This window comes from Modestobacter sp. SYSU DS0904, assembly GCF_054051115.1.
This window is the reverse complement of the sequence record NZ_JBJHAQ010000001.1, coordinates 209190-230888: the sequence shown is the minus strand read 5'-3', so window position 1 is coordinate 230888 and position 21699 is coordinate 209190. Positions and strand designations below refer to the sequence as shown.

Annotated in this window: 20 protein-coding genes; 4 read left to right on the top strand and 16 right to left on the bottom strand. The window is 73.0% G+C overall.

Translation table 11 applies throughout. The annotated features are described in order from the left end of the window. The 9 genes from pafA to ACI79U_RS01020 form a co-directional block, all read right to left on the bottom strand. On the bottom strand, positions 1 to 1359 hold the full coding sequence (gene pafA, locus ACI79U_RS01060) for a Pup--protein ligase (protein ID WP_457071078.1): 1359 nt from the start codon (positions 1357 to 1359) through the stop codon (positions 1 to 3). A 59-nt stretch (positions 1360 to 1418) separates the two neighbouring features. Next, complete coding sequence (prcA, locus tag ACI79U_RS01055; protein WP_457071076.1) at positions 1419 to 2393, bottom strand: proteasome subunit alpha; 975 nt, start codon at positions 2391 to 2393, stop codon at positions 1419 to 1421. 3 nt (positions 2394 to 2396) lie between these two features. Next, positions 2397 to 3239, bottom strand: a complete 843-nt coding sequence (gene prcB / locus ACI79U_RS01050; RefSeq protein WP_457071074.1) for a proteasome subunit beta — start codon at positions 3237 to 3239, stop codon at positions 2397 to 2399. A gap of 113 nt (positions 3240 to 3352) precedes the next feature. Beyond that, the gene (locus ACI79U_RS01045; protein WP_457071127.1) at positions 3353 to 3688 is read right to left on the bottom strand and encodes an endonuclease domain-containing protein; all 336 of its coding nucleotides are present in this window, start codon (positions 3686 to 3688) and stop codon (positions 3353 to 3355) included. Further along, a complete protein-coding gene (locus tag ACI79U_RS01040) occupies positions 3634 to 4104 on the bottom strand; it encodes a hypothetical protein (RefSeq protein ID WP_457071072.1) in 471 nt (156 codons plus the stop codon). Before ACI79U_RS01040 ends, ACI79U_RS01045 begins: the two co-directional genes overlap by 55 nt. A 30-nt stretch (positions 4105 to 4134) precedes the next feature. Beyond that, positions 4135 to 4344: a ubiquitin-like protein Pup gene (locus ACI79U_RS01035; protein ID WP_457071070.1), complete on the bottom strand. Its 210-nt coding sequence runs from the start codon at positions 4342 to 4344 to the stop codon at positions 4135 to 4137. Positions 4345 to 4419: 75 nt separating this feature from the next. Further along, the gene (dop, locus tag ACI79U_RS01030; protein WP_457071068.1) at positions 4420 to 5925 is read right to left on the bottom strand and encodes a depupylase/deamidase Dop; all 1506 of its coding nucleotides are present in this window, start codon (positions 5923 to 5925) and stop codon (positions 4420 to 4422) included. Positions 5926 to 6051: 126 nt separating this feature from the next. Beyond that, positions 6052 to 7830, bottom strand: coding sequence for a proteasome ATPase (gene arc, locus ACI79U_RS01025; RefSeq protein WP_457071066.1), 1779 nt, complete (start codon positions 7828 to 7830; stop codon positions 6052 to 6054). A 142-nt stretch (positions 7831 to 7972) separates the two neighbouring features. Beyond that, positions 7973 to 8941, bottom strand: coding sequence for a tRNA (adenine-N1)-methyltransferase (locus ACI79U_RS01020; protein ID WP_457071065.1), 969 nt, complete (start codon positions 8939 to 8941; stop codon positions 7973 to 7975). Positions 8942 to 9040: 99 nt separating this feature from the next. On the opposite strand from ACI79U_RS01020, the gene ACI79U_RS01015 reads away from it, so the two are divergent. After that, positions 9041 to 10021 (top strand): RecB family exonuclease, encoded by a 981-nt coding sequence (locus tag ACI79U_RS01015; RefSeq protein WP_457071063.1) that lies wholly within the window; start codon positions 9041 to 9043, stop codon positions 10019 to 10021. A gap of 51 nt (positions 10022 to 10072) precedes the next feature. Here the strand turns inward: ACI79U_RS01015 and ACI79U_RS01010 are convergent, their stop codons facing one another. The 5 genes from ACI79U_RS01010 to ACI79U_RS00990 form a co-directional block, all read right to left on the bottom strand. After that, positions 10073 to 10231 (bottom strand): hypothetical protein, encoded by a 159-nt coding sequence (locus ACI79U_RS01010; RefSeq protein WP_457071061.1) that lies wholly within the window; start codon positions 10229 to 10231, stop codon positions 10073 to 10075. Beyond that, positions 10228 to 10767 (bottom strand): helix-turn-helix domain-containing protein, encoded by a 540-nt coding sequence (locus ACI79U_RS01005; protein WP_457071059.1) that lies wholly within the window; start codon positions 10765 to 10767, stop codon positions 10228 to 10230. The genes ACI79U_RS01010 and ACI79U_RS01005 overlap by 4 nt, the downstream gene beginning before the upstream one ends. A 159-nt stretch (positions 10768 to 10926) precedes the next feature. Further along, on the bottom strand, positions 10927 to 11655 hold the full coding sequence (locus ACI79U_RS01000; protein WP_457071057.1) for an HAD family hydrolase: 729 nt from the start codon (positions 11653 to 11655) through the stop codon (positions 10927 to 10929). Positions 11656 to 11682: 27 nt separating this feature from the next. Beyond that, positions 11683 to 12381 (bottom strand): class F sortase, encoded by a 699-nt coding sequence (locus ACI79U_RS00995; RefSeq protein WP_457071055.1) that lies wholly within the window; start codon positions 12379 to 12381, stop codon positions 11683 to 11685. 160 nt (positions 12382 to 12541) lie between these two features. Further along, positions 12542 to 13255: a hypothetical protein gene (locus tag ACI79U_RS00990; RefSeq protein WP_457071943.1), complete on the bottom strand. Its 714-nt coding sequence runs from the start codon at positions 13253 to 13255 to the stop codon at positions 12542 to 12544. A gap of 350 nt (positions 13256 to 13605) precedes the next feature. On the opposite strand from ACI79U_RS00990, the gene ACI79U_RS00985 reads away from it, so the two are divergent. Both ACI79U_RS00985 and ACI79U_RS00980 read left to right on the top strand, forming a co-directional pair. Further along, positions 13606 to 14160 (top strand): copper resistance CopC family protein, encoded by a 555-nt coding sequence (locus tag ACI79U_RS00985; protein WP_457071941.1) that lies wholly within the window; start codon positions 13606 to 13608, stop codon positions 14158 to 14160. Then, a complete protein-coding gene (locus ACI79U_RS00980; RefSeq protein ID WP_457071939.1) occupies positions 14157 to 15548 on the top strand; it encodes a copper resistance D family protein in 1392 nt (463 codons plus the stop codon). Before ACI79U_RS00985 ends, ACI79U_RS00980 begins: the two co-directional genes overlap by 4 nt. Before the next feature lie 69 nt (positions 15549 to 15617). Here the strand turns inward: ACI79U_RS00980 and metH are convergent, their stop codons facing one another. After that, positions 15618 to 19448: a methionine synthase gene (gene metH / locus ACI79U_RS00975; RefSeq protein ID WP_457071936.1), complete on the bottom strand. Its 3831-nt coding sequence runs from the start codon at positions 19446 to 19448 to the stop codon at positions 15618 to 15620. A gap of 226 nt (positions 19449 to 19674) precedes the next feature. Between metH and ACI79U_RS00970 the strand changes: the two genes are divergently transcribed. Continuing rightward, positions 19675 to 20541 (top strand): PAC2 family protein, encoded by an 867-nt coding sequence (locus tag ACI79U_RS00970; protein WP_457071934.1) that lies wholly within the window; start codon positions 19675 to 19677, stop codon positions 20539 to 20541. Positions 20542 to 20634: 93 nt separating this feature from the next. Here the strand turns inward: ACI79U_RS00970 and ACI79U_RS00965 are convergent, their stop codons facing one another. Continuing rightward, positions 20635 to 21699 (bottom strand): HD domain-containing protein, encoded by a 1065-nt coding sequence (locus ACI79U_RS00965; RefSeq protein WP_457071931.1) that lies wholly within the window; start codon positions 21697 to 21699, stop codon positions 20635 to 20637.

Here is a 21699-nt window from a genome sequence, read left to right as displayed (position 1 = left end):
TCACATCGAGGAGATCAGCTTCTCGACCCGCTCGTCGACGGACTTGAACGGGTCCTTGCACAGCACGGTGCGCTGGGCCTGGTCGTTGAGCTTGAGGTGCACCCAGTCGACGGTGAAGTCGCGGCGCTTCTCCTGGGCCCGCCGGATGAACTCACCGCGCAGCTTGGCCCGGGTGGTCTGCGGCGGCACGTTCTTGGCCTCGAAGACGAGCGGGTCGTGCGCCACCCGCTCCACCTGCCCGGCCTTCTCCAGCAGGTAGTACAGGCCCCGGCCGCGGCGGATGTCGTGGTAGGCGAGGTCGAGCTGGGACACCCGCGGGCTGGACAGCGGCAGGTCGTGCTTGGCCCGGTACCGCTCGATGAGCCGGTACTTGCTGGCCCAGTCGATCTCCCGGTCGATGAGGCTGAGGTCGCCGGTGTCGACGGCCTTGAGGGTGCGCCCCCACAACTCGAGCATCTGCCGGTGCACGGGGCCGAGGCCCTCCCGGTCGACGAACTCCGCGGCCCGGTCGTGGTACTCGGTCTGGATCTCCAGCGCGGACATCTCGCGGCCGTTGGCCAGCCGGACCTTGCGCCGCCCGGTCATGTCGTGGCTGATCTCGCGGATCGCCCGGATCGGGTTCTCCAGGGTCATGTCCCGGATGACGACGCCCTGCTCGATCATCTTCAGCACCAGGTCGGTGATGGCGACCTTGAGCAGCGTGGTCGTCTCGTTCATGTTCGAGTCGCCCACGATGACGTGCAGCCGGCGGTACTTCTCGGCGTCGGCGTGCGGCTCGTCGCGGGTGTTGATGATCGGCCGGGAGCGGGTGGTGGCGCTGGAGACGCCCTCCCAGATGTGCTCGGCGCGCTGGCTGACGCAGTAGACGGCCCCGCGCGGGGTGTGCAGCACCTTGCCGGCGCCGACCACCATCTGCCGGCTGACCAGGAACGGGATGAGCACGTCGGCGAGCCGGCCGAACTCCCCGTGCCGGCCGACGAGGTAGTTCTCGTGGCAGCCGTAGCTGTTGCCCGCGGAGTCGGTGTTGTTCTTGAACAGGTAGATGTCGCCGGTGACGCCCTCTTCCTTGAGGCGCTGCTCGGCGTCGACCATCAGCCCCTCGAGGATCCGCTCGCCGGCCTTGTCGTGGACGACGAGCTCGGTGAGGTCGTCGCACTCGGCGGTGGCGTACTCGGGGTGGCTGCCCACGTCCAGGTAGAGCCGCGACCCGTTGCGGAGGAAGACGTTGGAGCTGCGCCCCCAGGAGACGACCCGGCGGAACAGGTACCGCGCGACCTCGTCCGGGGAGAGCCGGCGCTGGCCTCGGAAGGTGCACGTGACGCCGTACTCGGTCTCGATGCCGAAGATCCGTCGTTCCACCTCACCGAGCCTAGGCCGCGGCGGCGCGCTCGGCTCGTGTGCCTCGCGCGCCGCGCCGCTCACTGCTCGGTGCCGTCCTCGGCGTCGCCGTTCTGCGCGGGCCCTTCACCGTTGCCGTTGCCCTCGCCACGGCCGTCGCTGCTGCCTTCGGTGCCACCGCCGACGCCGTCGGTGGTGGCCGGCTGCGCGGACGCCTGCTCGGTGCCGCCGGCGGTGTCGACGGCCGCCGGGTCACCCAGTCCGGCCGGGGTGCCGGGCGCCGGGGCGCTGGGCGCGTGGGTGTGCCCGGCGGCCTCCGCGGGCGGGGCCGGCTCGGGCGCGGGCTCGTTGCTGAGCAGTGCCCGCAGAGCCGCGCCGGTGACCCGGCGGAAGGCGCGCTTGGGCCGGCGCCGGTCGAGCACCGCGACCTCCAGCTGCTCGGCCGGCAGCTGGTCGTGGCCGCCGCCGTTGGCGCTGGTGGCCGGGCTGACCGCGGACAGCGCCTGGACGCCGACGCGGAGCGCCTCGGCCAGGCCCAGGCCGGTGGAGAAGTGCTGGCGCAGGTTGGCGGTGACCGCCTCGGCCTGGCCGCCCATCACCACGAAGTCCGGCTCGTCGACGACCGAGCCGTCGAAGGTGAGCCGGTACAGCTGGTCGCTGTCTGCGGTGTCGCCCACCTCGGCGACGCACAGCTCCACCTCGTAGGGCTTCATCTGCTCGGTGAAGATCGCCCCGAGGGTCTGCGCGTAGGCGTTGGCGACGATCCGGCCGGTGACGTCGCGCCGGTTGTAGGAGTAGCCGCGCACGTCGGCCAGCCGGACACCGGCCACCCGCAGGCTCTCGAACTCCGAGTACCGGCCGACCGCGGCGAAGCCGATCCGGTCGTAGATCTCGCCCACCTTGTGCAGCGTGGAGCTGGGGTTCTCGGCGATGAGGAGCACGCCGTCGTCGTAGGTGAGCACGGCGACGCTGCGGCCGCGGGAGATGCCCTTGCGGGCGTACTCCGAGCGGTCGCGCATGACCTGCTCGGCGGAGGCGTAGTACGGCATGGTCATGGGTCAGCCCTGCCCGTCCGCGGCCGAGCGCTCCGCGACGATGGCGGCGGCGACGGCGGAGACCTCTGCGTCGGGGAGCCGGACCGCGCCCTCGGCGTCGACCCGGTAGACGATCGGGAACAACCTGCGGACCATGTCCGGACCGCCGGTGGCCGAGTCGTCGTCGGCGGCGTCGTACAGCGACTCGACGACGGTGCGGGTGGCCGCGTCGGCCGACAGGCCCGGTTGCCAGGTCTTCTTCAGCGAGTTCCGCGCGAACAGCGAACCGGAGCCGACCGAGGCGTAGCCGCGCTCCTCGTAGTTCCCGCCGGTGACGTCGTAGCTGAAGATCCGCCCCGGGCTCACGCCGTCGGCGGCGTCGAGGTCGTAGCCGGCGAACAGCGGGACGACGGCGAGACCCTGCATGGCCGCGCCGAGGTTGCCGCGGATCATCGCGGCCAGCCGGTTGGCCTTGCCGTCGAGGGACATCGTGACGCCCTCGATCTTCTCGTAGTGCTCCAGCTCCACCTGGTAGAGCCGGACCATCTCGATCGCGATCCCGGCAGCGCCGGCGATGCCGATCACCGACCAGGAGTCGGCCGGGTAGACCTTCTCGATGTCGCGGCTGGAGATGAGGTTGCCCATGGTGGCCCGGCGGTCACCGCCCATCAGCACACCGCCGTCGAAGGTGGCGGCGACGATCGTGGTGCCGTGCGGGGCGAGGTCGCCCATCGGCGTGCCGGGCAGGGTTCGCCGGCCGGGCAGCAGGTCGGGCGCCGTGGTGCCCAGGAAGTCGGTGAACGAGGACCCGACCCGGTCCAGGTAGGCGGGCGGGAACCCGCTCCGACCGGTTGCGAACTCGCTCACCCATCCACCTCTCCCGCCGCTTCAGAGCGGCTGTCCGTGCTGCTCCTGGGACCCTACCGGCGGTCGACCCCGGGGGTCGTAGACGCCGACCCCGGGCGCCGGGTGACCGGGCCTCACTCGGCCGGAGACGTGGCCGGCTTGGTCACCGACTGCTCCGCCGCCGACTGCATGGCCAGCCACCGGGCCATCCCCGGCGAGACGACGCGCCGAGCGCCTGAGGCACGCGCGATCGCCGGGCGGACCTCGTGGCGTCCGGCGCCGTCCGGGTCGCGCCCTTGCTCGATCCGATGCCGCTCGACGTAGTCGGCCGCCGCCCGGAGCAGCTGCTCGTCGTCCCGGAACTGGCCCAGCCCACCATTGCAGTTGAAACAGAGCAGGTCGCGGACCGCACCGGTCACGTGATCGTGATCGACGTGTACGGCGGGTGCCTCCCGGCAGACCGCGCACAGGCCACCCTGAGCGGGAGCATGTCGTCGGCTTCCTCGGCAGTGATCCCGTAGCGCCGGGACAGGTGATAGGTCCTACTCCCGCCGACAGCTTCGCGACACTTCTTCCCGCGGGCGTTGTGGCAGGGCAGGCAGTAGGTGGCACGCCCCGTTGACGACGCCCTGGTGCGCGGGAACGCCTCCAAGGCGAGGACTTGCTCGCAATCGGGGCACCACTTGTGACCGTCCGGGACCTTCAGCCCAGGTGGGGCGAACCGGTGTTTGCGCGGTTCGACCCGCCTGGCCTCACGGCTCTGCAGCGATCGTTCGGCGAGGTGCTGACGGCAGTAGAACGCGAGCCCGTCACGCGACCTCTTGTTCTTGCTGAACTCAGCGAGGGGGCGATGTGCGCCGCAGTCGCGGCAGTACTTCTTCTCCACGCGAGACACTCAAGACCGGGATGATCTCGGTCACTGGCCCCCTTTTTGTACGTACGCACGCACGAACTCCTCGGCGTTCTCCTCGAGCACGCCGTCGATCTCGTCGAGAAGTGAGTCGACGTCGTCGGTCACTTCCTTGGTGCGGTCGCTCGCCTCGGTGTCGACCGAGGCCTCGACCTCCTCGGTCTCCTCGCGCGAACGCGTGGACCGCTGCTGCCCGCCGGTGTCCCTGGTGGCCATGTCACCCTCCCTGAGCTGGTGTGGTGCGCTGCCGCAGAAGTTACCCGCGGGGTGTGACAGAAGGGGGCCGGACGCTCAGCGGCCGGTGATGGTGTCCACCAGCTCCGCCGCGCTCGACGTCGACTCGAACAGCGCCCCGACGTGCTCGCGGGTGCCGCGCAACGGTTCCATCGTGGGGATCCGCACCAGGTTGTCCCGGCCGACGTCGAAGACCACCGAGTCCCACGACGCCGCCGCCACCTGGGCCGGGTACCGCCGCAGGCACTCGCCGCGGAAGAACGCCCGGGTGTCCTCCGGCGGGGCCGTCATCGCCCGGGTGACCTCCTCGTCGGTCACCAGCCGCTGCATCGAGCCGCGGGCCACCAGCCGGTGGTACAGCCCCTTGTCCGGCCGGACGTCGGAGTACTGCAGGTCGACCAGCTTGAGCCGGGCGTCGCCCCAGGAGAGGCCGTCGCGCTGGCGGTAGCCCTCCAGCAGGCGCAGCTTGGCCGGCCAGTCCAGTTGGTCGGCCAGCCGCATCGGGTCCGCCTCCAGGTCGTCGAGCACCGACGCCCAGCGGCGCAGCACGTCGGCGGTCTGGGCGTCGTCGTCGCCCTGCGCGGCGACGAACCGCTTCGCCATCGCGAGGTACTCCCGCTGCACCTCGATGGCGGTGAGCCGCCGGCCGTCGCGCAGCCGCACCCGGTGGGTCAGCGACGGGTCGTGGCTGATCGCCTGCAGCGCCTCGACCGGCTCCTCGATGGTCAGGTCCCGGTCCAGGGCGCGGGCCTCGATCAGCGACAGGACCAGCGCCGCCGTGCCGACCTTGAGGTAGGTGGACAGCTCGGCCAGGTTGGCGTCGCCGATGATCACGTGCAGCCGGCGGTAGTCGTCGGGGTTCGCGTGCGGCTCGTCGCGGGTGTTGATGATGGGCCGCTTGAGCGTCGTCTCCAGCCCGACCTCGACCTCGAAGAAGTCCGCCCGCTGGGAGAGCTGGAACCCGTCGGTGCGCCCCTCGCTGCCGATACCCACCCGGCCCGCCCCGGCGAACACCTGGCGGGTGACGAAGAACGGGATCAGCCCGCGGATGATCTCGATGAACGGGGTCGACCGGCTCATCAGGTAGTTCTCGTGCGCCCCGTAGGAGGCGCCCTTGCCGTCGGTGTTGTTCTTGTACAGCTGGATGGGCTGGGTGCCGGGCACGCGCGCGGCCCGGCGGGCCGCCTCGGCCATGATCCGCTCCCCCGCCTTGTCCCACAGGACGACGTCGCGCGGGCTGGTGACCTCGGGCGTCGAGTACTCCGGGTGGGCGTGGTCGACGTAGAGCCGGGCGCCGTTGGTGAGGATGACGTTGGCCATCCCGGCGTCCTCGTCGAGGTCGTTGTGGTCCAGCGCGGTCGCCGGGGAGAGGTCGAACCCGCGGGCATCGCGCAGCGGCGACTCCTCCTCGAAGTCCCAGCGCGGCCGGCGCGGCGTCGGCGCCTCGGCCACCGACCAGGCGTTGACCACCTGGCTGGACAGCGTGGTCGGGTTCGCCCCCGGCTGCCCGGGCACCGAGATGCCGTACTCCAGCTCGGTCCCCATGACCCGTCGCACGCTCATGGGCTCAGGTTAGGCGGGTCCCGGTGCCCGCCGTCGCCGGCCGGACGACGTCCGCCGTCACCACGGGCCCCACACGCTCGGCCCCCGCCGCGGCAGCGACGGGGGCCGGGTGGGACGGCGCACTCGTTACAGGTACTGGCCCGTGTTGGTCGCGGTGTCGATGGCGCGGCCGCTGTCGGCGCCCTTGCCGGAGATCAGCGTGCGGATGTAGACGATCCGCTCGCCCTTCTTGCCCGAGATCCGCGCCCAGTCGTCGGGGTTGGTCGTGTTGGGCAGGTCCTCGTTCTCCTTGAACTCGTCGACGCACGCGTTCATCAGGTGCCCGACCCGCAGCCCGCCGACGCCGGTCTCCAGGCGGTCCTTGATCGCCATCTTCTTCGCCCGGTCGACGATGTTCTGCAGCATCGCCCCGGAGTTGAAGTCCTTGAAGTACAGGACCTCCTTGTCACCGTTGGCGTAGGTGACCTCCAGGAAGCGGTTCTCCTCCGTCTCGGTGTACATCCGCTCGACGGTGCTCTGGATCATCCCGGCGATGGTCGCCTCGCGGCTGCCGCCGTGCTCGGCCAGGTCGTCGGCGTGGATGGGCAGCGTCGTCGTCAGGTACTTGCTGAAGATGTCGCGGGCGGCCTCGGCGTCCGGCCGCTCGATCTTGATCTTCACGTCCAGGCGCCCCGGCCGCAGGATCGCCGGGTCGATCATGTCCTCGCGGTTGGAGGCGCCGATGACGATGACGTTCTCCAGGCCCTCGACGCCGTCGATCTCGCTGAGCAGCTGGGGCACGATCGTGCTCTCCACGTCGGAGGAGACCCCCGACCCGCGGGTGCGGAAGATCGAGTCCATCTCGTCGAAGAAGACGATGACCGGCGTGCCCTCGCTGGCCTTCTCCCGGGCCCGCTGGAACACCAGCCGGATGTGCCGTTCGGTCTCGCCGACGTACTTGTTGAGCAGCTCGGGGCCCTTGATGTTGAGGAAGAACGACTTCCCCTGGCTCCGGTCGCCGTCGCCCCGCAGCTCGGCGACCTTCTTGGCCAGCGAGTTGGCCACCGCCTTGGCGATCAGCGTCTTCCCGCACCCGGGCGGGCCGTACAGCAGGATGCCCTTGGGCGGGCGCAGCTCGTACTCGCGGAACAGGTCGGCGTGCAGGAACGGCAGCTCGACGGCGTCGCGGATCTGCTCGATCTGCCGGCTCAGGCCACCGATGTCCTCGTAGTCGATGTCGGGGACCTCTTCGAGGATGAGCTCCTCGACCTCGCTCTTCGGGATCCGCTCGTAGACGTAGCCCGAACGCGTCTCCAGCAGCAGTGAGTCACCGCTGCGCAGCGGCTGGCCCTCCAGCGAGTCGGCCAGGCGCACCACCCGCTCGTCGTCGGTGTGCCCGATGACCAGCGCCCGGCGCGGCTCCCCGGCCACCGGCTCCAGCAGCTCCTTCAGCGTCACGACGTCACCGGCGCGCTCGAAGCCGCGGGCGGCGACGACGTTCATCGCCTCGTTGAGCATGACCTCCTGGCCGTGCTGCAGCTCGTCGACGACGACGTCCGGGGAGACCGACACCCGCAGCTTGCGGCCGCCGGTGAACACGTCGACCGTGCCGTCGTCGAACCGCTCCAGGAAGACGCCGTACCCCGACGGCGGCTGACCGAGGCGCTCGATCTCCTCCTTGAGCGTGACCAGCTGCTCGCGCGCCTCGCGCAGCGTGCCGGCCAGCTTGTCGTTGCGCTCGGAGAGGAAGGCCGCCCGGCCCTCGGCCTCGGCGAGCCGCTCCTCCAGCGCACGCACCTGGCGTGGGCTGTCGGTCACCTTGCGGCGCAGGAGGGAGATCTCCTCCTCGAGGTAGGAGATCTGGTTCACCAGGGAGGCGACGTCACGCTCACGCCGCGCTCGGAACTCGTCAGGACCAACGCCCATCGCGCACCTCCACACACATCGGGGGGAGCCAGGACGCCAATCTATACACGCGGGAGGTGACGGCGCCGCAGGCTCGGAGCGGGTGTGCGCGATGGGTCCGGACGTCATCCTCCCGACACGCGCCGCGGTGCCGGGAGGGGCGTCAGGCGAGCTTCTTGCGCCGCTGCCGCATGGGCGCGACGGCCCCCTCGGCCAGCCGGCGGGCGGTGACCAGGAAGGCGGTGTGGGCGACCATCCGGTGCTCGGGGCGCACCGCCAGGCCCTCGGCGTGCCAGGGGCGCAGCATGGTCTCCCAGGCGTACGGCTCGGTCCAGCGGCCCTGGGCCCGCAGCGCCTCCACGTAGGTGGACAGCTGGGTGGTGGTGGCGACGTAGCCGATCAGCACGCCCCCGGGGCGCAGCGCGGCGGCGACGGTGGGCAGCACGGCCCACGGCTCCAGCATGTCGAGCACGACGCGGTCGACGACCTCCTCGGCCGGGTGCTGGGCCAGGTCGCCCAGCCGCAGCGACCAGTTGGCCGGCACCTCGCCGAAGAACGCCCCGACGTTGCCGCGGGCGACGTCGGCGAAGTCCTCCCGCCGCTCGTAGCTGGTGAGGGTGCCGGTCGAGCCGACCGCGCGCAGCAGCGAGCAGCTCAGCGCGCCGGACCCGGCGCCGGCCTCCAGCACCCGCATCCCCGGGCCGACGTCGCCGAACCCGACGATCTGGGCGGCGTCCTTGGGGTAGATGACCTGCGCGCCGCGGGGCATCGACAGCACGAAGTCGGCCAGCAGCGGGCGCAGCGCGAGGTAGCCGGTGTTCGCCGTCGAGTGCACGACCGAGCCCTCCGGCGCGCCGATCAGGTCGTCGTGGCTGATCGCGCCGCGGTGGGTGTGGAACTGCTTGCCCGCCTCCAGGACGACGGTGTGGTGCCGGCCCTTGGGGTCGGTGAGCTGCACCCGGTCCCCGACCTCGAAGGCCCCCTCCACCGGCTCCACCGGCAGGGCCCCACCCGCCACGACCGGCTCCAGGGGCGCCTCGGCGAGCACCTCGCTGACGACGGAGGCCGCGGTCGGCGCCTCCGCCGGGGTCTCCGGGGCAACGTCCTGCGGGTGCTCCTGCTCTGCGCTCACGGGAGGCGAGGGTACGGAGGCCGATCCGGGTGACCTGCGGCGCGGACGCTCGGACGTGGCTGAGCGGGATCGTCAGGGGCCTCACCTAGCCTCGCTGCCATGACCGTGACGGTGGAGACGGACCAGTCCGCGACCGGCCCCGTGCCCGAGGCCCCGGCCGAGCGGACGACGGCGGCCGACAGCGCGCCCCGGCGTCCCTCGTTGTCTCCGTCCCGGGCCGCCGACTTCAAGTCCTGCCCGCTGCTGTACCGGTTCCGCACCATCGACCGGCTGCCGGAGAAGAAGTCGAAGGCGGCCGTCCGCGGCACGCTGGTGCACACCGTGCTGGAGCGGCTGTACGACCTGCCGCCCGCGCAGCGCACCCTCGAGGCCGCCCGCGACCTGGTCGCGCCGGCGTGGGAGGAGTTGCGCCAGGAGGACGGCATCGCCGAGCTCTTCGCGACGGAGTCCGGCGGGTCCGGTGGGTCCGGTGAGTCCGTGGCCGAGCAGGCGCAGCCGGCCGCGGCCGAGGGTGTCGACGCCTGGCTGCGCTCGGCCGGCGCGCTGGTGGAGACCTACTTCTCCCTGGAGGACCCGACCCGCATCCAGCCGCACGGCCGGGAGGAGCTGGTCGAGGTCACCCTGCCCGACGGGCTGCTGCTGCGGGGGTACGTCGACCGGCTGGACGTCGCCCCGACCGGCGCGCTGCGGGTGGTCGACTACAAGACCGGCGGCGTGCCCCGCGAGGCGTTCGAGGCCAAGGCGCTGTTCCAGATGAAGTTCTACGCACTGGTGCTGTGGCGCACCCGCGGCGTGGTCGCCGCCCAGCTGAAGCTGCTGTACCTCAAGGACGGCGACGCGCTCACCTACTCCCCCGACGAGGCGGAGCTGCTCCGGTTCGAACGCACCCTGCAGGCGATCTGGGCGGCCATCGAGCGGGCCGTGGCCACCGGTGACTTCCGTGCCAACAAGAGCCGGCTCTGCAGCTGGTGCGACCACCAGGCGCTGTGCCCGGCCTTCGGTGGCACTCCCCCGCCGTTCCCGGCCGAGGCCGCCGCGGCTGCCGGCTGGCGCACCACGCTGCCGGTCACCCCCGCCTGAGCCGCCTGCACGTCAGGGCCAGCGCACCGCGGCGGCCACCGGCCACTCCGGTCACCGGTCGTCGGCGATCGCGCGCAGGCGGCCAACGGCGCAGCGGAGCCCGGGCAGGTCGTGCGCCACGGTGCTCGCCACGATCGCGTGGGTCGTGTCGACGTAGGCCTCGAGCGCCGCGAGGACGTCGTGCAACCGCTGACGGTCGTGCCGGCTCACAGCTCGATCAGGTCGGCGTCGATCTCGGCCCGCACGTCGGACTTCAGACCACTGGCCGGAACCAGGTCGACCGGGACGCCGAGCAGTTCCTCGAGGTCCCTGCGCATCCGCCCCAGCTCGAACAGTCCGGCGGAGGCCGGGAGGTCGATGAGCAGGTCGACGTCACTCTCCGGACCGTCCGCGCCCCGGGCGACGCTCCCGAAGACACCGATCAGCCGCGCCCCGCGGGCGGCGAGGCACGCCCCCAGCTGCTCCCGGTGGCGCAACACGCGACGTCCGAGCGGCCCGGACAGGGGCCGCCGGGAAGCCGACTCCGCGACTTCAGGTGCCGCCGGGACCAGCGTCACGTCGACCCGGTGCCCACTGGCCGCGACGAGGTCCAGCAGCACCGGCAGCGACGGCTGGCGCCGCCCGGACTCGTACACGCTGATGACGCTCTGGGTGACCCCGGCCCGTTCGGCGACCTGCGCTTGAGTCAGCCCCGCCCGGCTCCGGGCGTCCTTCAGCAGCTCACCGGCAGACGCGAGCAGGGCCATGTCGGCCAACATAGCGGATCGTCAATGTCCTTGCGAGGCTCCGGTGGCTCCGAGCTCCCCGATCGGGTCAGAGCGGAGCGCGCTGACCCGCGAGGTGAGCCAACCCGGCGCGGTCCACGCTGGGCTCGCTGCCGGGAACGCGCCCAGGCTGGGCCGGCGTCAGAGGACGGGCTGGGCAGTGGGCCGGGAACGCCCGGGCAGCATGCGTTGCAGGTCGTCCACGGTCACTCCGGTCAGCGTCTCCCGAATCACCAGCCCGTCCCGTGGTTGCAGTGGCTGCAACGACGGGACACCGAGGACGGTGGCGCCTGCGGCCAGGCCGGCGGCGGCTCCCGTCCGCGAGTCCTCCACGACGAGGCAGTGCGCGGGGTCGACACCGAGGGCGGCGGCCGCCTGCAGGTAGGGCGCGGGGTCGGGCTTGGTGGCCGGGACCTCGTCCCCGCACACGGTCACGTCGAAGAGCTCGGCACCGACCAGGCGCAGCACCACGTCGGTCAGCGACCGCTCCGTGGAGGTGACCAGCGCGGTGGCCAGCCCGGCCGCGCGGGCCGCGATGAGCAGCTCCCGGGCACCGGGCCGGTACCGCACCCCCGCCTCGACCTGCGCCCGGGTGGCGGCCACCAGGAACCGCTCGTCGGCCGCGGTCTCCTGCTCGGTCCGGGACACCCCGAGGTCGGCGTACAGCAGCTGCAGGGACGCCGCGACCGAGACGCCCACCATGGCCGGCCGGACGTCGTCGGACATCCGGCCGCCCAGCTGCCCGGCGAGCAGCTCGAGCGAGTGGTCCCACAGGTGCTCGGTCTCCACCAGGGTGCCGTCCATGTCGAACAGAACTGCTTCCAGCCGCTGTAACGAGCCGGCGTCGTCGCGCACCGTGGTCAACGACACGCCGGGGAGTCTAGAGAGCGGCCCCGGTCAGGCCGGGCGGGTGCTCACCAGGGTGGCGAAGGCGATGACGTTGTCCTCGTAGCTGCGGGCCGCGGAGTCGAAGTCGCCCCCGCAGGTGATCAGCCGCAGCTGCGCGTCGTCGGTGTCCCCGTAGACCTCGATGGTCGGGAAGTCGTCCTTGGGGTGGCGCTCCACCCGGTCGACGGCGAACACCGCGACCGTCCCGTCCGCGCGCTCGACGGTCACCTCGTCACCGGGCCGCAGGGCGCCCAGCTCGAAGAAGACGCCCGGCCCGTGGGCGGCGGAGTCCACGTGCCCGAGCAGGGCTGCCGGGCCCACCGCGCCCGGGGCCGGACCGCGCTCGTACCAGCCGGCCTGGTCGTCCGGACCCAGCGGCGGCACCTCCACCGTTCCGTCGTCGTTCAGGCCGAGCCGCATCAGGTCACTGGTGACCCCGATGGCCGGGATGCTCACCGAGACCGGCTCGGCTACCAGCTGGGCGGCGGCGGACGGCTCGGCGGCCGGGGCGTCGGTGTCCCGCGCCCGGGTCGGGGTGGCGGGGCCGCTCGAGGAGGACGGCGGCCCGGCGGCCGCGGCCGCGGGCTGCGGTGCCCGCTGCTGCCCGGTCACCGCGACCACCACCGCCACCACCGCGACGACGACGAGCGCGACGGCCAGCGCCGTCCAGGTACGGGGGCCGGGTCGCCGGCTGCGCTGCTCGGTCACAGGAGGTCCTTCCAGGAGGAGCGGGAGGGGGGCCGGGGGGGGGGGGGGGGGGGGGGGGGGGGGGGGGGGGGGGGGGGGGGGGGGGGGGGGGGGGGGGGGGGGGGGGGGGGGGGCGGGCCGGGGCGGGGGCCCCCCCCCCCCCCCCCCCCCCGGAGCCGGATCAGACCTGCGCGGCCTGACGACGGCGGTAGGCGACCGCACCGGCGCCGACGGCACCGACGGCAGCCAGGGCGCCGACGCCGATGGCCGCGGAGTTCTCGGTGCCGACGGTGCTCCCGGCACCGGTCTCGGCACCACCGGCGGGAGCGGCACCCATCTGCGCGACGTCCAGCGCGCCACAGGCGGCCGGGGCGGTGGCCTCCATCGGCAGCGACGCGTCGAGGTCGCTCATGACGTCACCGTCGTAGGCACCCGAGCCGTCCTTGTCGACACCGTGCACGACCAGCACGGCCGTGCCCGCCTCGAACGCCGCGTGCACGTCGTCGGTGACCTCGAAGGTCCGCTCGTAGCTGATCGAGCCGCCCTCGGCGGTCGGGAAGCGGTCGATCGCCAGGCCGCTGTCCGGGCTGGTGTCGCCGGTCGTGGTCAGCGACGTGCCGATGGCGCCGTAGTACGTCGCCGCCTCGGTGACGCTCACGAAGCCGTCGCCGTCCGCGTCGTCCGCGAGGTCGTTGGTGGGGCAGGTGCCCAGGGCGCCGATGTGGAAGTGCTGGGCGTGCGGCGAGCCGGCGAGCAGCCCCGACGCCTCGATCATCACGGTCGCCGTGCTGCCGTCCAGCGTGACCATGCCGGTGCCGTTGACGCCCGACTGGTTCACCGCGCCGAGGTCCGCCTGGTAGCTGTGCGTGCCCTCGTGCGCCGAGGCGGCGGACATGGACAGCAGCGGGAAGGCTGCGCGGCGATGGCGACGGCCGGGACTGCGAGTGCCTTGCGCATGGTGTGCTCCTCGTTGTCGGGGTGCGGCACCCCTCTGCTGGGGTGTCCGCCGGACGGCGGCTGGGAGCCGGTCGCCCATCGGGCGGGCCGGGCGCATCGGTGCGCCCGCCGTCGAACAGGTCTGGCTGACCTCGGCCGATGACGCGTGCCCCAGCGGGAGGAGACCCCCGCTGCCGTCCTGGCCATCTGGGTTTCGGGGTGGGGCGCCGGATCGGTTCATCCGTGATCGACAGCTCGTTCCCGGCCGCCGCACAGAACCGGGAGACCCGGCCGGGACGAACACCGGGCATGACTCCGTTCCCAGGTCCGCCGTCCGAACGACGTCGCCGCGGCGCACCGGGGGCCCTGCTGGGTCTGCTCGGCCTGCTGACCGCGCTGGTGCTCGCGGTCGGCACGGCACCGGCCCAGGCACACGACGGGCTGGTGCGCAGCACCCCGGCGGCCGGGGCCGCGCTGTCCGCCGCACCGGCCGCGGTGCAGCTGGACTTCAGCGGCGCGCCGCTGCCGCTGGGCACCCAGGTGCTGGTCACCGGGCCCGACGGCACGGTGTCCGCGGGCGCGCCGGAGATCCAAGGCGCCTCCGTCGTGCAGGCCTTGGCGGCGGACGTGCCGGCCGGGAGCTACACCGTCCAGTGGCGCAGCACGTCGTCCGACGGGCACAACGTCGAGGGCACCTACGGCTTCACCGTCACCCCGGGCGCTGCCCCGGCCGCGCCGGTGTCGGCGGAGCCGGTCGCCGCGTCGGCCGACCCGGGGACGCCGCTGGTGTGGCTGGTCGCCGGCGCGCTGGTGCTGGGTGCCCTCGGCACGCTCGTCGTCAGTCGGCTGCGCAGGCCGGCATGATCCGCGCCGCGCCGGTCATCCCGGTGGAGCCCGCCCCGCGACCGGCGCGCACCCGCCCCCGGTGGCTGGTGCCCGCGGGTCTCGGCACGGTGGTCGGTGCGGTGGCCGTGCTGGTCGGTGCGCTCGCCGTCGGCGGGAGCACGCCGGCCCCCGCCGTCCCGGGCCTGTCCGCGGCCGATCCGCTGGTCGAGTGGGGCGAGCCGCTGCTGACCCTGGTCGGCCGGCTCGCGGCCGTGGGCACCGTGGGCACCGTGCTGTTCGCCGCCGCGCTGCTGCCCGGCCGGGCGGGTGTCCTCCCCCCGCCGGCGCGGCGTGCGGTGCTGGCGGCGTCGGTCTGGGCCACGGTCTGGGCGGCCGCCACCGCCGTGGGCGGGCTGCTCACCGTCAGCCGCCTGGTGGGCGTGGCGCCGTCGGGGTTGCCCTGGGCGACGGTCCAGGTGTTCCTGGGCGACACCGGCGCCGGGCGCACCGTCCTGCTGGTCACCGCCGCCACCGGCCTGCTCGCGGTGTCGGCGCGCCGCTGCACCCGGGGGCTCGGCGCCCGGCTGCTGCTGGCCGGTGCCGTGACCGCGCTGGTCGTCCCGGTGCTGCTCACCGGGCACTCGTCGGCCGCCGAGGACCACCTGCTCGCCGTGACCACCCTGGCCGCGCACGTCGTCGCGGCGGCGCTCTGGATCGGCGGCCTGCTCGCGTTGCTGGTGCACGGCCGCGCGCCCGGGGACGTAGCCCCGGCCGCCGCGCGGTTCAGCCGGCTCGCGCTGCTGTGCGCCCTGGTGACCGGTGGCTCCGGGCTGCTGGCCGCCGGGCTCCTGCTGGGTGGCACCGGCGCGGTGCCGGCCGCACTCGGCACCGGCTACGGGTGGCTGCTGGTCGGCAAGACCGCCGGGCTGGGGCTGCTCGCGTTCCTCGGCTGGCAGCACCGGCGGCGCACGCTGCCCCGGCTGCGGGCGGGCCGGCCTGGGGCGTTCCGGCGCTTCGCCGCCGTCGAGCTGCTGGTCATGCTGGCCACGGTCGCGCTGGCCGTCGCCCTGGCGGCCTCCCCTCCCCCGGCCTCGCCTCCCCCGGACGCCGCGCCGCCGTCCGGGGGGACGGCGGCGCCGGCCACCGTGGCCGACCCGATGGCCGGCCACGACCACGGCGACCTGTCGGTCGGCGTGCTCGTCGACGCCGAGCGGTTCCACGTCGCCGGCCCGGTCGCCGCCGGGTCTCGGGTGACCGTGCACAACGGCACCGACCAGGCGGTGACGATCACCGCCGTCGACGGCGCCTTCGACGTCGAGGTGCCCGGGCGCACGCTGCTGACCTTCCTGGCGCCCGACCAGCCGGGTCGGTACCGGTTCGCCAGCGAGCACTCGGCGGCGTTCACCGACGTCCTCGTCGTCGGGTGACAACCGCCCTTCGGCCCCCGTCCAGAGGCTCGCCCTGAGCTCGCGAAGGGTGAGGGGGACGGGGGTCCTTCATTCGTCCTGGGTGCGGTAACCCAGGTTCGGCGAGAGCCACTTCTCCGCCTCGGTGACCGTCCAGCCCTTGCGGCGGGCGTAGTCCTCGACCTGGTCGCGGCCGACCCGGCCCAGCACGAAGTACCGCGACTCGGGGTGGGAGAAGTACAGCCCGCTCACCGAGGCCCCCGGCCACATGGCCATGCTCTCGGTGAGCTGGAGCCCGGTGGTCGCCTCGACGTCGAGCAGCTCCCAGATCGTCTGCTTCTCGGTGTGCTCCGGGCACGCCGGGTAGCCCGGCGCCGGCCGGATGCCCTGGTACCGCTCGGCGACCAGCGACTCGTTGTCCAGGCTCTCGTCCGGCGCGTAGCCCCAGAACTCGGTGCGCACCCGCTGGTGCAGCCGCTCGGCGAACGCCTCGGCCAGCCGGTCGGCCAGCGCCTCCAGCATGATCGCGCTGTAGTCGTCGTTGGCCGCCTTGAACGCCGCGACCCGCTCGGTCGACCCCAGCCCGGCGGTGACGGCGAAGGCGCCGATGTGGTCGCGCAGCCCGGTCTCGGCGGGGGCGACGAAGTCGGCCAGCGACTTGCGCGGCGCGCCGTCGCGGCCCTCGGTCTGCTGGCGGAGCTGGTGCAGCGTCGTCCGGACCTCGGCGCGGGACTCGTCGGTGTAGACCGCGATGTCCTCCCCACCCACCCGGTTGGCCGGGAACAGGCCGAACACCCCGCTGGCCCGCAGCCACCGCTCGGCGACGATCCGGTCGAGCATCTCCTGCGCGTCGGCGTACAGCCGGCGCGCGGCCTCCCCGGTGGTCGGGTTGTGCAGGATGTCGGGGAACCGCCCGCGCATCTCCCACGCGTTGAAGAACGGCTGCCAGTCGATGTACTCGCGCAGCTCGGCCAGCGGGTAGTCGGCGAAGTGCCGGACGAACTGGGTCGCGTGGCCCGCCGGGTGGTCGCAGGGAGCACCGCCGCAGACGTCCCGGTCCTGCTGCAGCAGCATCCGCGGCCGTGGCGGGGCGTGCTCGCTCCAGTCGATGGCCGGCGCCTGGGCGCGGGCGGTCGCCAGCGGCAGCAACGACCGGGTGTCGTTCCGGGCCGCGTGCCGCTCGCGCAGCGCCTCGTAGTCGGCGGCGGTCTCGGCCAGCAGCGCGGGCCGCTGCTCGTCCGACAGCAACGCGGCGACCACCGGCACCGACCGCGAGGCGTCCTTCACCCAGATCACCGGGCCGGAGTACTTCTGCGCGACCTTCACCGCGGTGTGCGCGCGGGAGGTGGTGGCCCCGCCGATCAGCAGCGGGATGGTGAACCCCTGCCGCTCCATCTCGGTGGCGAGGTTGACCATCTCGTCCAGCGACGGCGTGATCAGCCCGGAGACGCCGATGACGTCGGCGCCGTGCTCCTTGGCGGCGTCGAGCACCTTCTGCCCGGGCACCATCACCCCGAGGTCGACGACGTCGTAGTTGTTGCACTGCAGGACGACGCCGACGATGTTCTTGCCGATGTCGTGCACGTCGCCCTTGACGGTGGCCATGACGACCTTGCCGTTGCTGCGCTCGGCATCGCCGGGCTGCTTCTCCGCCTCGATGTACGGGATGAGGTGGGCCACGGCCTTCTTCATCACCCGCGCGGACTTCACCACCTGCGGCAGGAACATCTTGCCGGCGCCGAACAGGTCGCCGACGACGTTCATGCCGTCCATCAGCGGGCCCTCGATCACCTCGATCGGCCGGCCGCCGCGGGCGCTGATCTGCTGGCGCAGCTCCTCGGTGTCGTCCTCGACGAACGCGTCGATGCCCTTGACCAGCGCGTGGGTGATCCGCTCGGACACCGGGAGCGACCGCCACTCCTCGGAGGCGACCTCCTCCACCGAGCCGTCGCCGGCGAAGTCCCCGGCGATCTCCAGCAGCCGTTCGGTGCTGTCCGGGCGGCGGTTGAGGACGACGTCCTCGATCCGCTCGCGCAGCACCTCGGGCACCTCGCTGTAGACCTCCAGCTGTCCGGCGTTGACGATCGCCATGTCCAGCCCGGCCGCGATCGCGTGGTAGAGGAAGACCGAGTGGATGGCCTCACGCACGGGGTTGTTGCCGCGGAAGGAGAACGAGACGTTCGAGACGCCACCGGAGACGAGTGCTCCGGGCAGGTTCTGCTTGATCCAGCGGGTGGCCTCGATGAAGTCGAGACCGTAGGTGGCGTGCTCCTCGATGCCGGTGGCGACGGCGAAGATGTTGGGGTCGAAGATGACGTCCTCGGCCGGGAAGCCGACCTGGCCGACCAGGATGTCGTAGGCGCGGCGGCAGATCTGGGTGCGGCGTTCGAGGGTGTCGCCCTGGCCGTCCTCGTCGAAGGCCATCACGACCACCGCGGCGCCGTACTTGCGGCACAGCCGCGCCTCGCGGACGAACTCCTCCTCACCGTTCTTCATCGAGATGGAGTTGACGATCGCCTTGCCCTGGACGTTCTTCAGCCCGGCCTCGATCACGTCCCACTTCGAGGAGTCGATCATCACCGGCACCCGGCAGATGTCCGGCTCGGCGGCGATGAGCTTGGTGAAGCGGTCCATCGCCGCGACGCCGTCGATCATCCCCTCGTCCATGTTGACGTCGATGACCTGCGCGCCGGCCTCGACCTGCTGGCGGGCGACGGCAAGGGCCGCCGGGTGGTCGCCGGCCTTGATCAGGTTCCGGAAGCGGGCCGAGCCGGTGATGTTCGTGCGCTCCCCGACGTTGACGAACAGCGAGTCCTCGTCGACGGTGACCGGCTCCAGCCCGGACAGCCGCAGCGCCGGGCGGACCTCGACCGGGGTCCGCGGCGCCTTGCCCTCGACGGCCCGGGCGATCGCCGCGATGTGCGCCGGGGTGGTGCCGCAGCATCCGCCGACCAGGTTCACGAACCCGGCGGTGGCGAACTCCTCGAGGATCGCGGCGGTCTCCTCCGGCGCCTCGTCGTACTCGCCGAAGGCGTTGGGCAGCCCGGCGTTCGGGTAGCAGGAGACGAACGTGTCGGCGACCCGGGCGACCTCGGCGAGGTAGGGCCGCATCTCCTTGGCGCCCAGCGCGCAGTTCAGCCCCACCAGCAGCGGCTCGACGTGCCGGACCGAGTGCCAGAACGCCTCGGTGACCTGCCCGGACAGCGTGCGGCCGGAGGCGTCGGTGATCGTGCCGGAGATCATCACCGGCCAGCGGCGGCCGCGCTGCTCGAACAGCGTCTCCAGCGCGAAGATCGCCGCCTTGGCGTTGAGCGTGTCGAAGATCGTCTCGATGAGCAGCACGTCGGAGCCGCCGTCGACCAGCCCGCCGGCCTGCTCCAGGTAGGCCTCGACCAGCTCGTCGTAGGTGACGTTGCGGGCGCCCGGGTCGTTCACGTCCGGTGAGATGGACGCCGTCCGGCTGGTCGGGCCGATGGCTCCGACGACGTAGCGGGGCCGGTCCGGCGTCCGCGCGGTCATCTCGTCGCAGGCGGCGCGGGCCAGCCGGGCCGAGGCGACGTTGAGCTCGTGGGCGAGGTCGGACATGCCGTAGTCGCCGAGTGAGATGCGGGTGGCGTTGAAGGTGTTCGTCTCGATCAGGTCGGCGCCGGCCTCGAGGTACTCGCGGTGGATGCCGGCGATGATCTCCGGGGCGGTGATGCTCAGCAGGTCGTTGTTGCCCTGCACGTCGGTCGGCCAGTCGGCGAATCGCTCGCCGCGGTACCCGGCCTCGTCGGGCCGGTCGCGCTGGATCGCCGTCCCCATCGCGCCGTCCAGGACGGCGATGCGCCGCCGGAGCAGGTCGATCAGCTCGGCAGTGGCGTCGGGGCGGACGTGGGCGGCAGCGGGCGCAGCAGCGCCAGGTGCGTGGAACTCGGGCACGGCGGTCCTCAGGAGGTTCGTTCGGTCACGGTCACGAACGCGTCCGGCGCCAGGGCCCTGGCAACTCCGACGGGCAGCGGCGCCTCGTCGTCCTCGAACAGCGGCCCCATGATCGCATCCCGCACCCGCCGACCGTGATGTGGGCCACGTGCCGCGTCCCGAGGGCCTGTCCACCGGCGGTGTCGGTCGCCGGGCGGGTCGGCCGGATCGACGTAGGCTGGTCCGAGTGATCGATCCGAACTCCGCCGCAGACGACCTGCCCGAGCTGGACGACCCCGTGGTGGTCGTCGCCTTCGAGGGGTGGAACGACGCCGGGGACGCCGCCACCGGGGCGGTGGAGCACCTGGAACTGATCTGGGACGCCGACCCGCTGGCCGCCCTGGATCCCGAGGAGTACTACGACTTCCAGGTCAACCGCCCCACCGTCTCCCTCGTCGACGGCGTCAGCCGTCGCCTGGAGTGGCCGACGACCCGCATCTCCGTGGCCAAGCCCGAGGGCAGCGACCGGCACGTGCTGCTCATCCGCGGCATCGAGCCGAACATGCGCTGGCGCGGTTTCTGCGAGGAGCTCATCGAGCTGTGCCACGAACTGGGGGCACAGACCGTGATCGGGCTGGGCGCGCTGCTCGCCGACACGCCGCACACCCGGCCGACCCCGGTCACCGGTTCGGCCTACGACGCGGAGTCCGCGGAGAAGTGGGGTCTGGAGACCTCCCGCTACGAGGGGCCGACCGGCATCCTCGGGGTGTTCCAGGACGCGTGCGTCCAGGCCGGGCTGCCGGCGATCAGCTTCTGGGCCGCGGTGCCGCACTACGTCTCCCAGCCGCCCTCGCCCCAGGCGACCGTCGCGCTGCTGCGCCGGGTCGAGGAGGTCCTGGAGCTCCCCGTCCCGCTGGGCACGCTGCCGCAGCAGGCCGCCGAGTGGGTCACGACGGTCTCGGAGATGGCCAACGAGGACGAGGAGGTCGTGGAGTACGTGCGCTCGCTCGAGGAGCGGGCCACCGCCTCCGACCTCTCCCAGGCCAACGGCGACCAGATCGCCCGCGAGTTCGAGCGGTATCTGCGCCGCCGCGGCTCCTCGGGCGCGGGCTGATCCCGGCCCGTCCATGATCAGCACGGGCTGGGCGGGGTCATCCGACTCGGATGACCCCGCCCAGCCCGTTCTCGTGCCCGGCTTCGGCTCGGATCAGGGGGCTATGAGCAGCGGCCGCATCCGCAGGGCGGCGGTGTCGTCGAAGAGCCGGTCGTGGGTGGCCAGGGCGTAGCGGTCGGTCATGCCGGTGACGTAGTCGACGACCTGGGTGAGCACGTCGGCCTCGGTGTCGCGGTAGCTGGCCGGGATGAGGTCGGGGTGGGCCAGGTGGTGGTCGACCAGCCGCCGGATGACGTCCACCGCCAGGTGCTTCTGCCCGGCGGCCGTCTCGGAGCCGTACACCCGCTCGAACATGAAGGTGCGCAGCTCGTTCATCGCCTCGAGGGCGTCGGGCGCCATGACCACGGCACCGGTGGTGTTCGCCGGGGACAGGCTGCCCTCGACCACCGCCGCGATCATCGAGCCCACCATGGCGCTGCCCGGGTCGCCGAAGACGGCGCGGGCGCGGGCGGGCAGGTCGGTGACCCGCAGCACCCCGGCGCGGACGGCGTCCAGCGCGTCGTGGGAGAGGTAGCCGATCCGGTCGGCGAAACGCACGCACTCGCCCTCACGGGTGGCCGGCGGCGGGCTGATCTTCCAGCTGTGCGCGCGGATGCCGTCGCGGACCTCCCAGGTGAGGTTGAGGTCCTCGAGCACCTCGACGATGCGGACCCCCTGGGCGGCGTGGTGCCAGCCGCCGGCGACGTAGGGGTCCAGCGCGTCCTCGCCGATGTGCCCGAACGGTGAGTGGCCGACGTCGTGGCCCAGCGCGATCGCCTCGGCGAGGGTCTCGTTCAGCGACAGCGCCGCGGCCAGCGACCGGGCCACCTGCGTGACCTGCAGGGTGTGCGTCAGGCGGGTGACGAAGTGGTCGCCGTCGGGGTGCAGGAACACCTGCGTCTTGTGCTTGAGCCGGCGGAACGCCTTGGCGTGCAGGATCCGGTCGCGGTCCCGCTCGTAGGCGGTGCGCAACGGGTCCTCCGGCTCGGGGCGGGCGCGCCCGCGGGTCGCCGCCGCGCGGGCGGCGGACGGGGCGAGCTGCTCCTCGGCGCGCTCCCGCGCCGCCCGGTCGGCCAGCCGGAACAGCGCTCCCCCGGCGTCCGGCTGCGGCTGGCCCAT

What these genes read in the sequence shown, in the direction of transcription:
- arc (WP_457071066.1), bottom strand. Translation starts at nt 7,830, where the DNA reads ATGGGCGTTGGTCCTGACGAGTTCCGAGCGCGGCGTGAGCGTGACGTC.
- ACI79U_RS01035 (WP_457071070.1), bottom strand. Translation starts at nt 4,344, where the DNA reads ATGGCCACCAGGGACACCGGCGGGCAGCAGCGGTCCACGCGTTCGCGC.
- dop (WP_457071068.1), bottom strand. Translation starts at nt 5,925, where the DNA reads ATGAGCGTGCGACGGGTCATGGGGACCGAGCTGGAGTACGGCATCTCG.
- ACI79U_RS01015 (WP_457071063.1), top strand. Translation starts at nt 9,041, where the DNA reads ATGACCGTGACGGTGGAGACGGACCAGTCCGCGACCGGCCCCGTGCCC.
- ACI79U_RS00990 (WP_457071943.1), bottom strand. Translation starts at nt 13,255, where the DNA reads ATGTCCGCCGCCTCGGCGCACGAGGGCACGCACAGCTACCAGGCGGAC.
- prcA (WP_457071076.1), bottom strand. Translation starts at nt 2,393, where the DNA reads ATGACCATGCCGTACTACGCCTCCGCCGAGCAGGTCATGCGCGACCGC.
- ACI79U_RS01005 (WP_457071059.1), bottom strand. Translation starts at nt 10,767, where the DNA reads ATGGCCCTGCTCGCGTCTGCCGGTGAGCTGCTGAAGGACGCCCGGAGC.
- ACI79U_RS00985 (WP_457071941.1), top strand. Translation starts at nt 13,606, where the DNA reads ATGACTCCGTTCCCAGGTCCGCCGTCCGAACGACGTCGCCGCGGCGCA.
- ACI79U_RS00980 (WP_457071939.1), top strand. Translation starts at nt 14,157, where the DNA reads ATGATCCGCGCCGCGCCGGTCATCCCGGTGGAGCCCGCCCCGCGACCG.
- ACI79U_RS00965 (WP_457071931.1), bottom strand. Translation starts at nt 21,699, where the DNA reads ATGGGCCAGCCGCAGCCGGACGCCGGGGGAGCGCTGTTCCGGCTGGCC.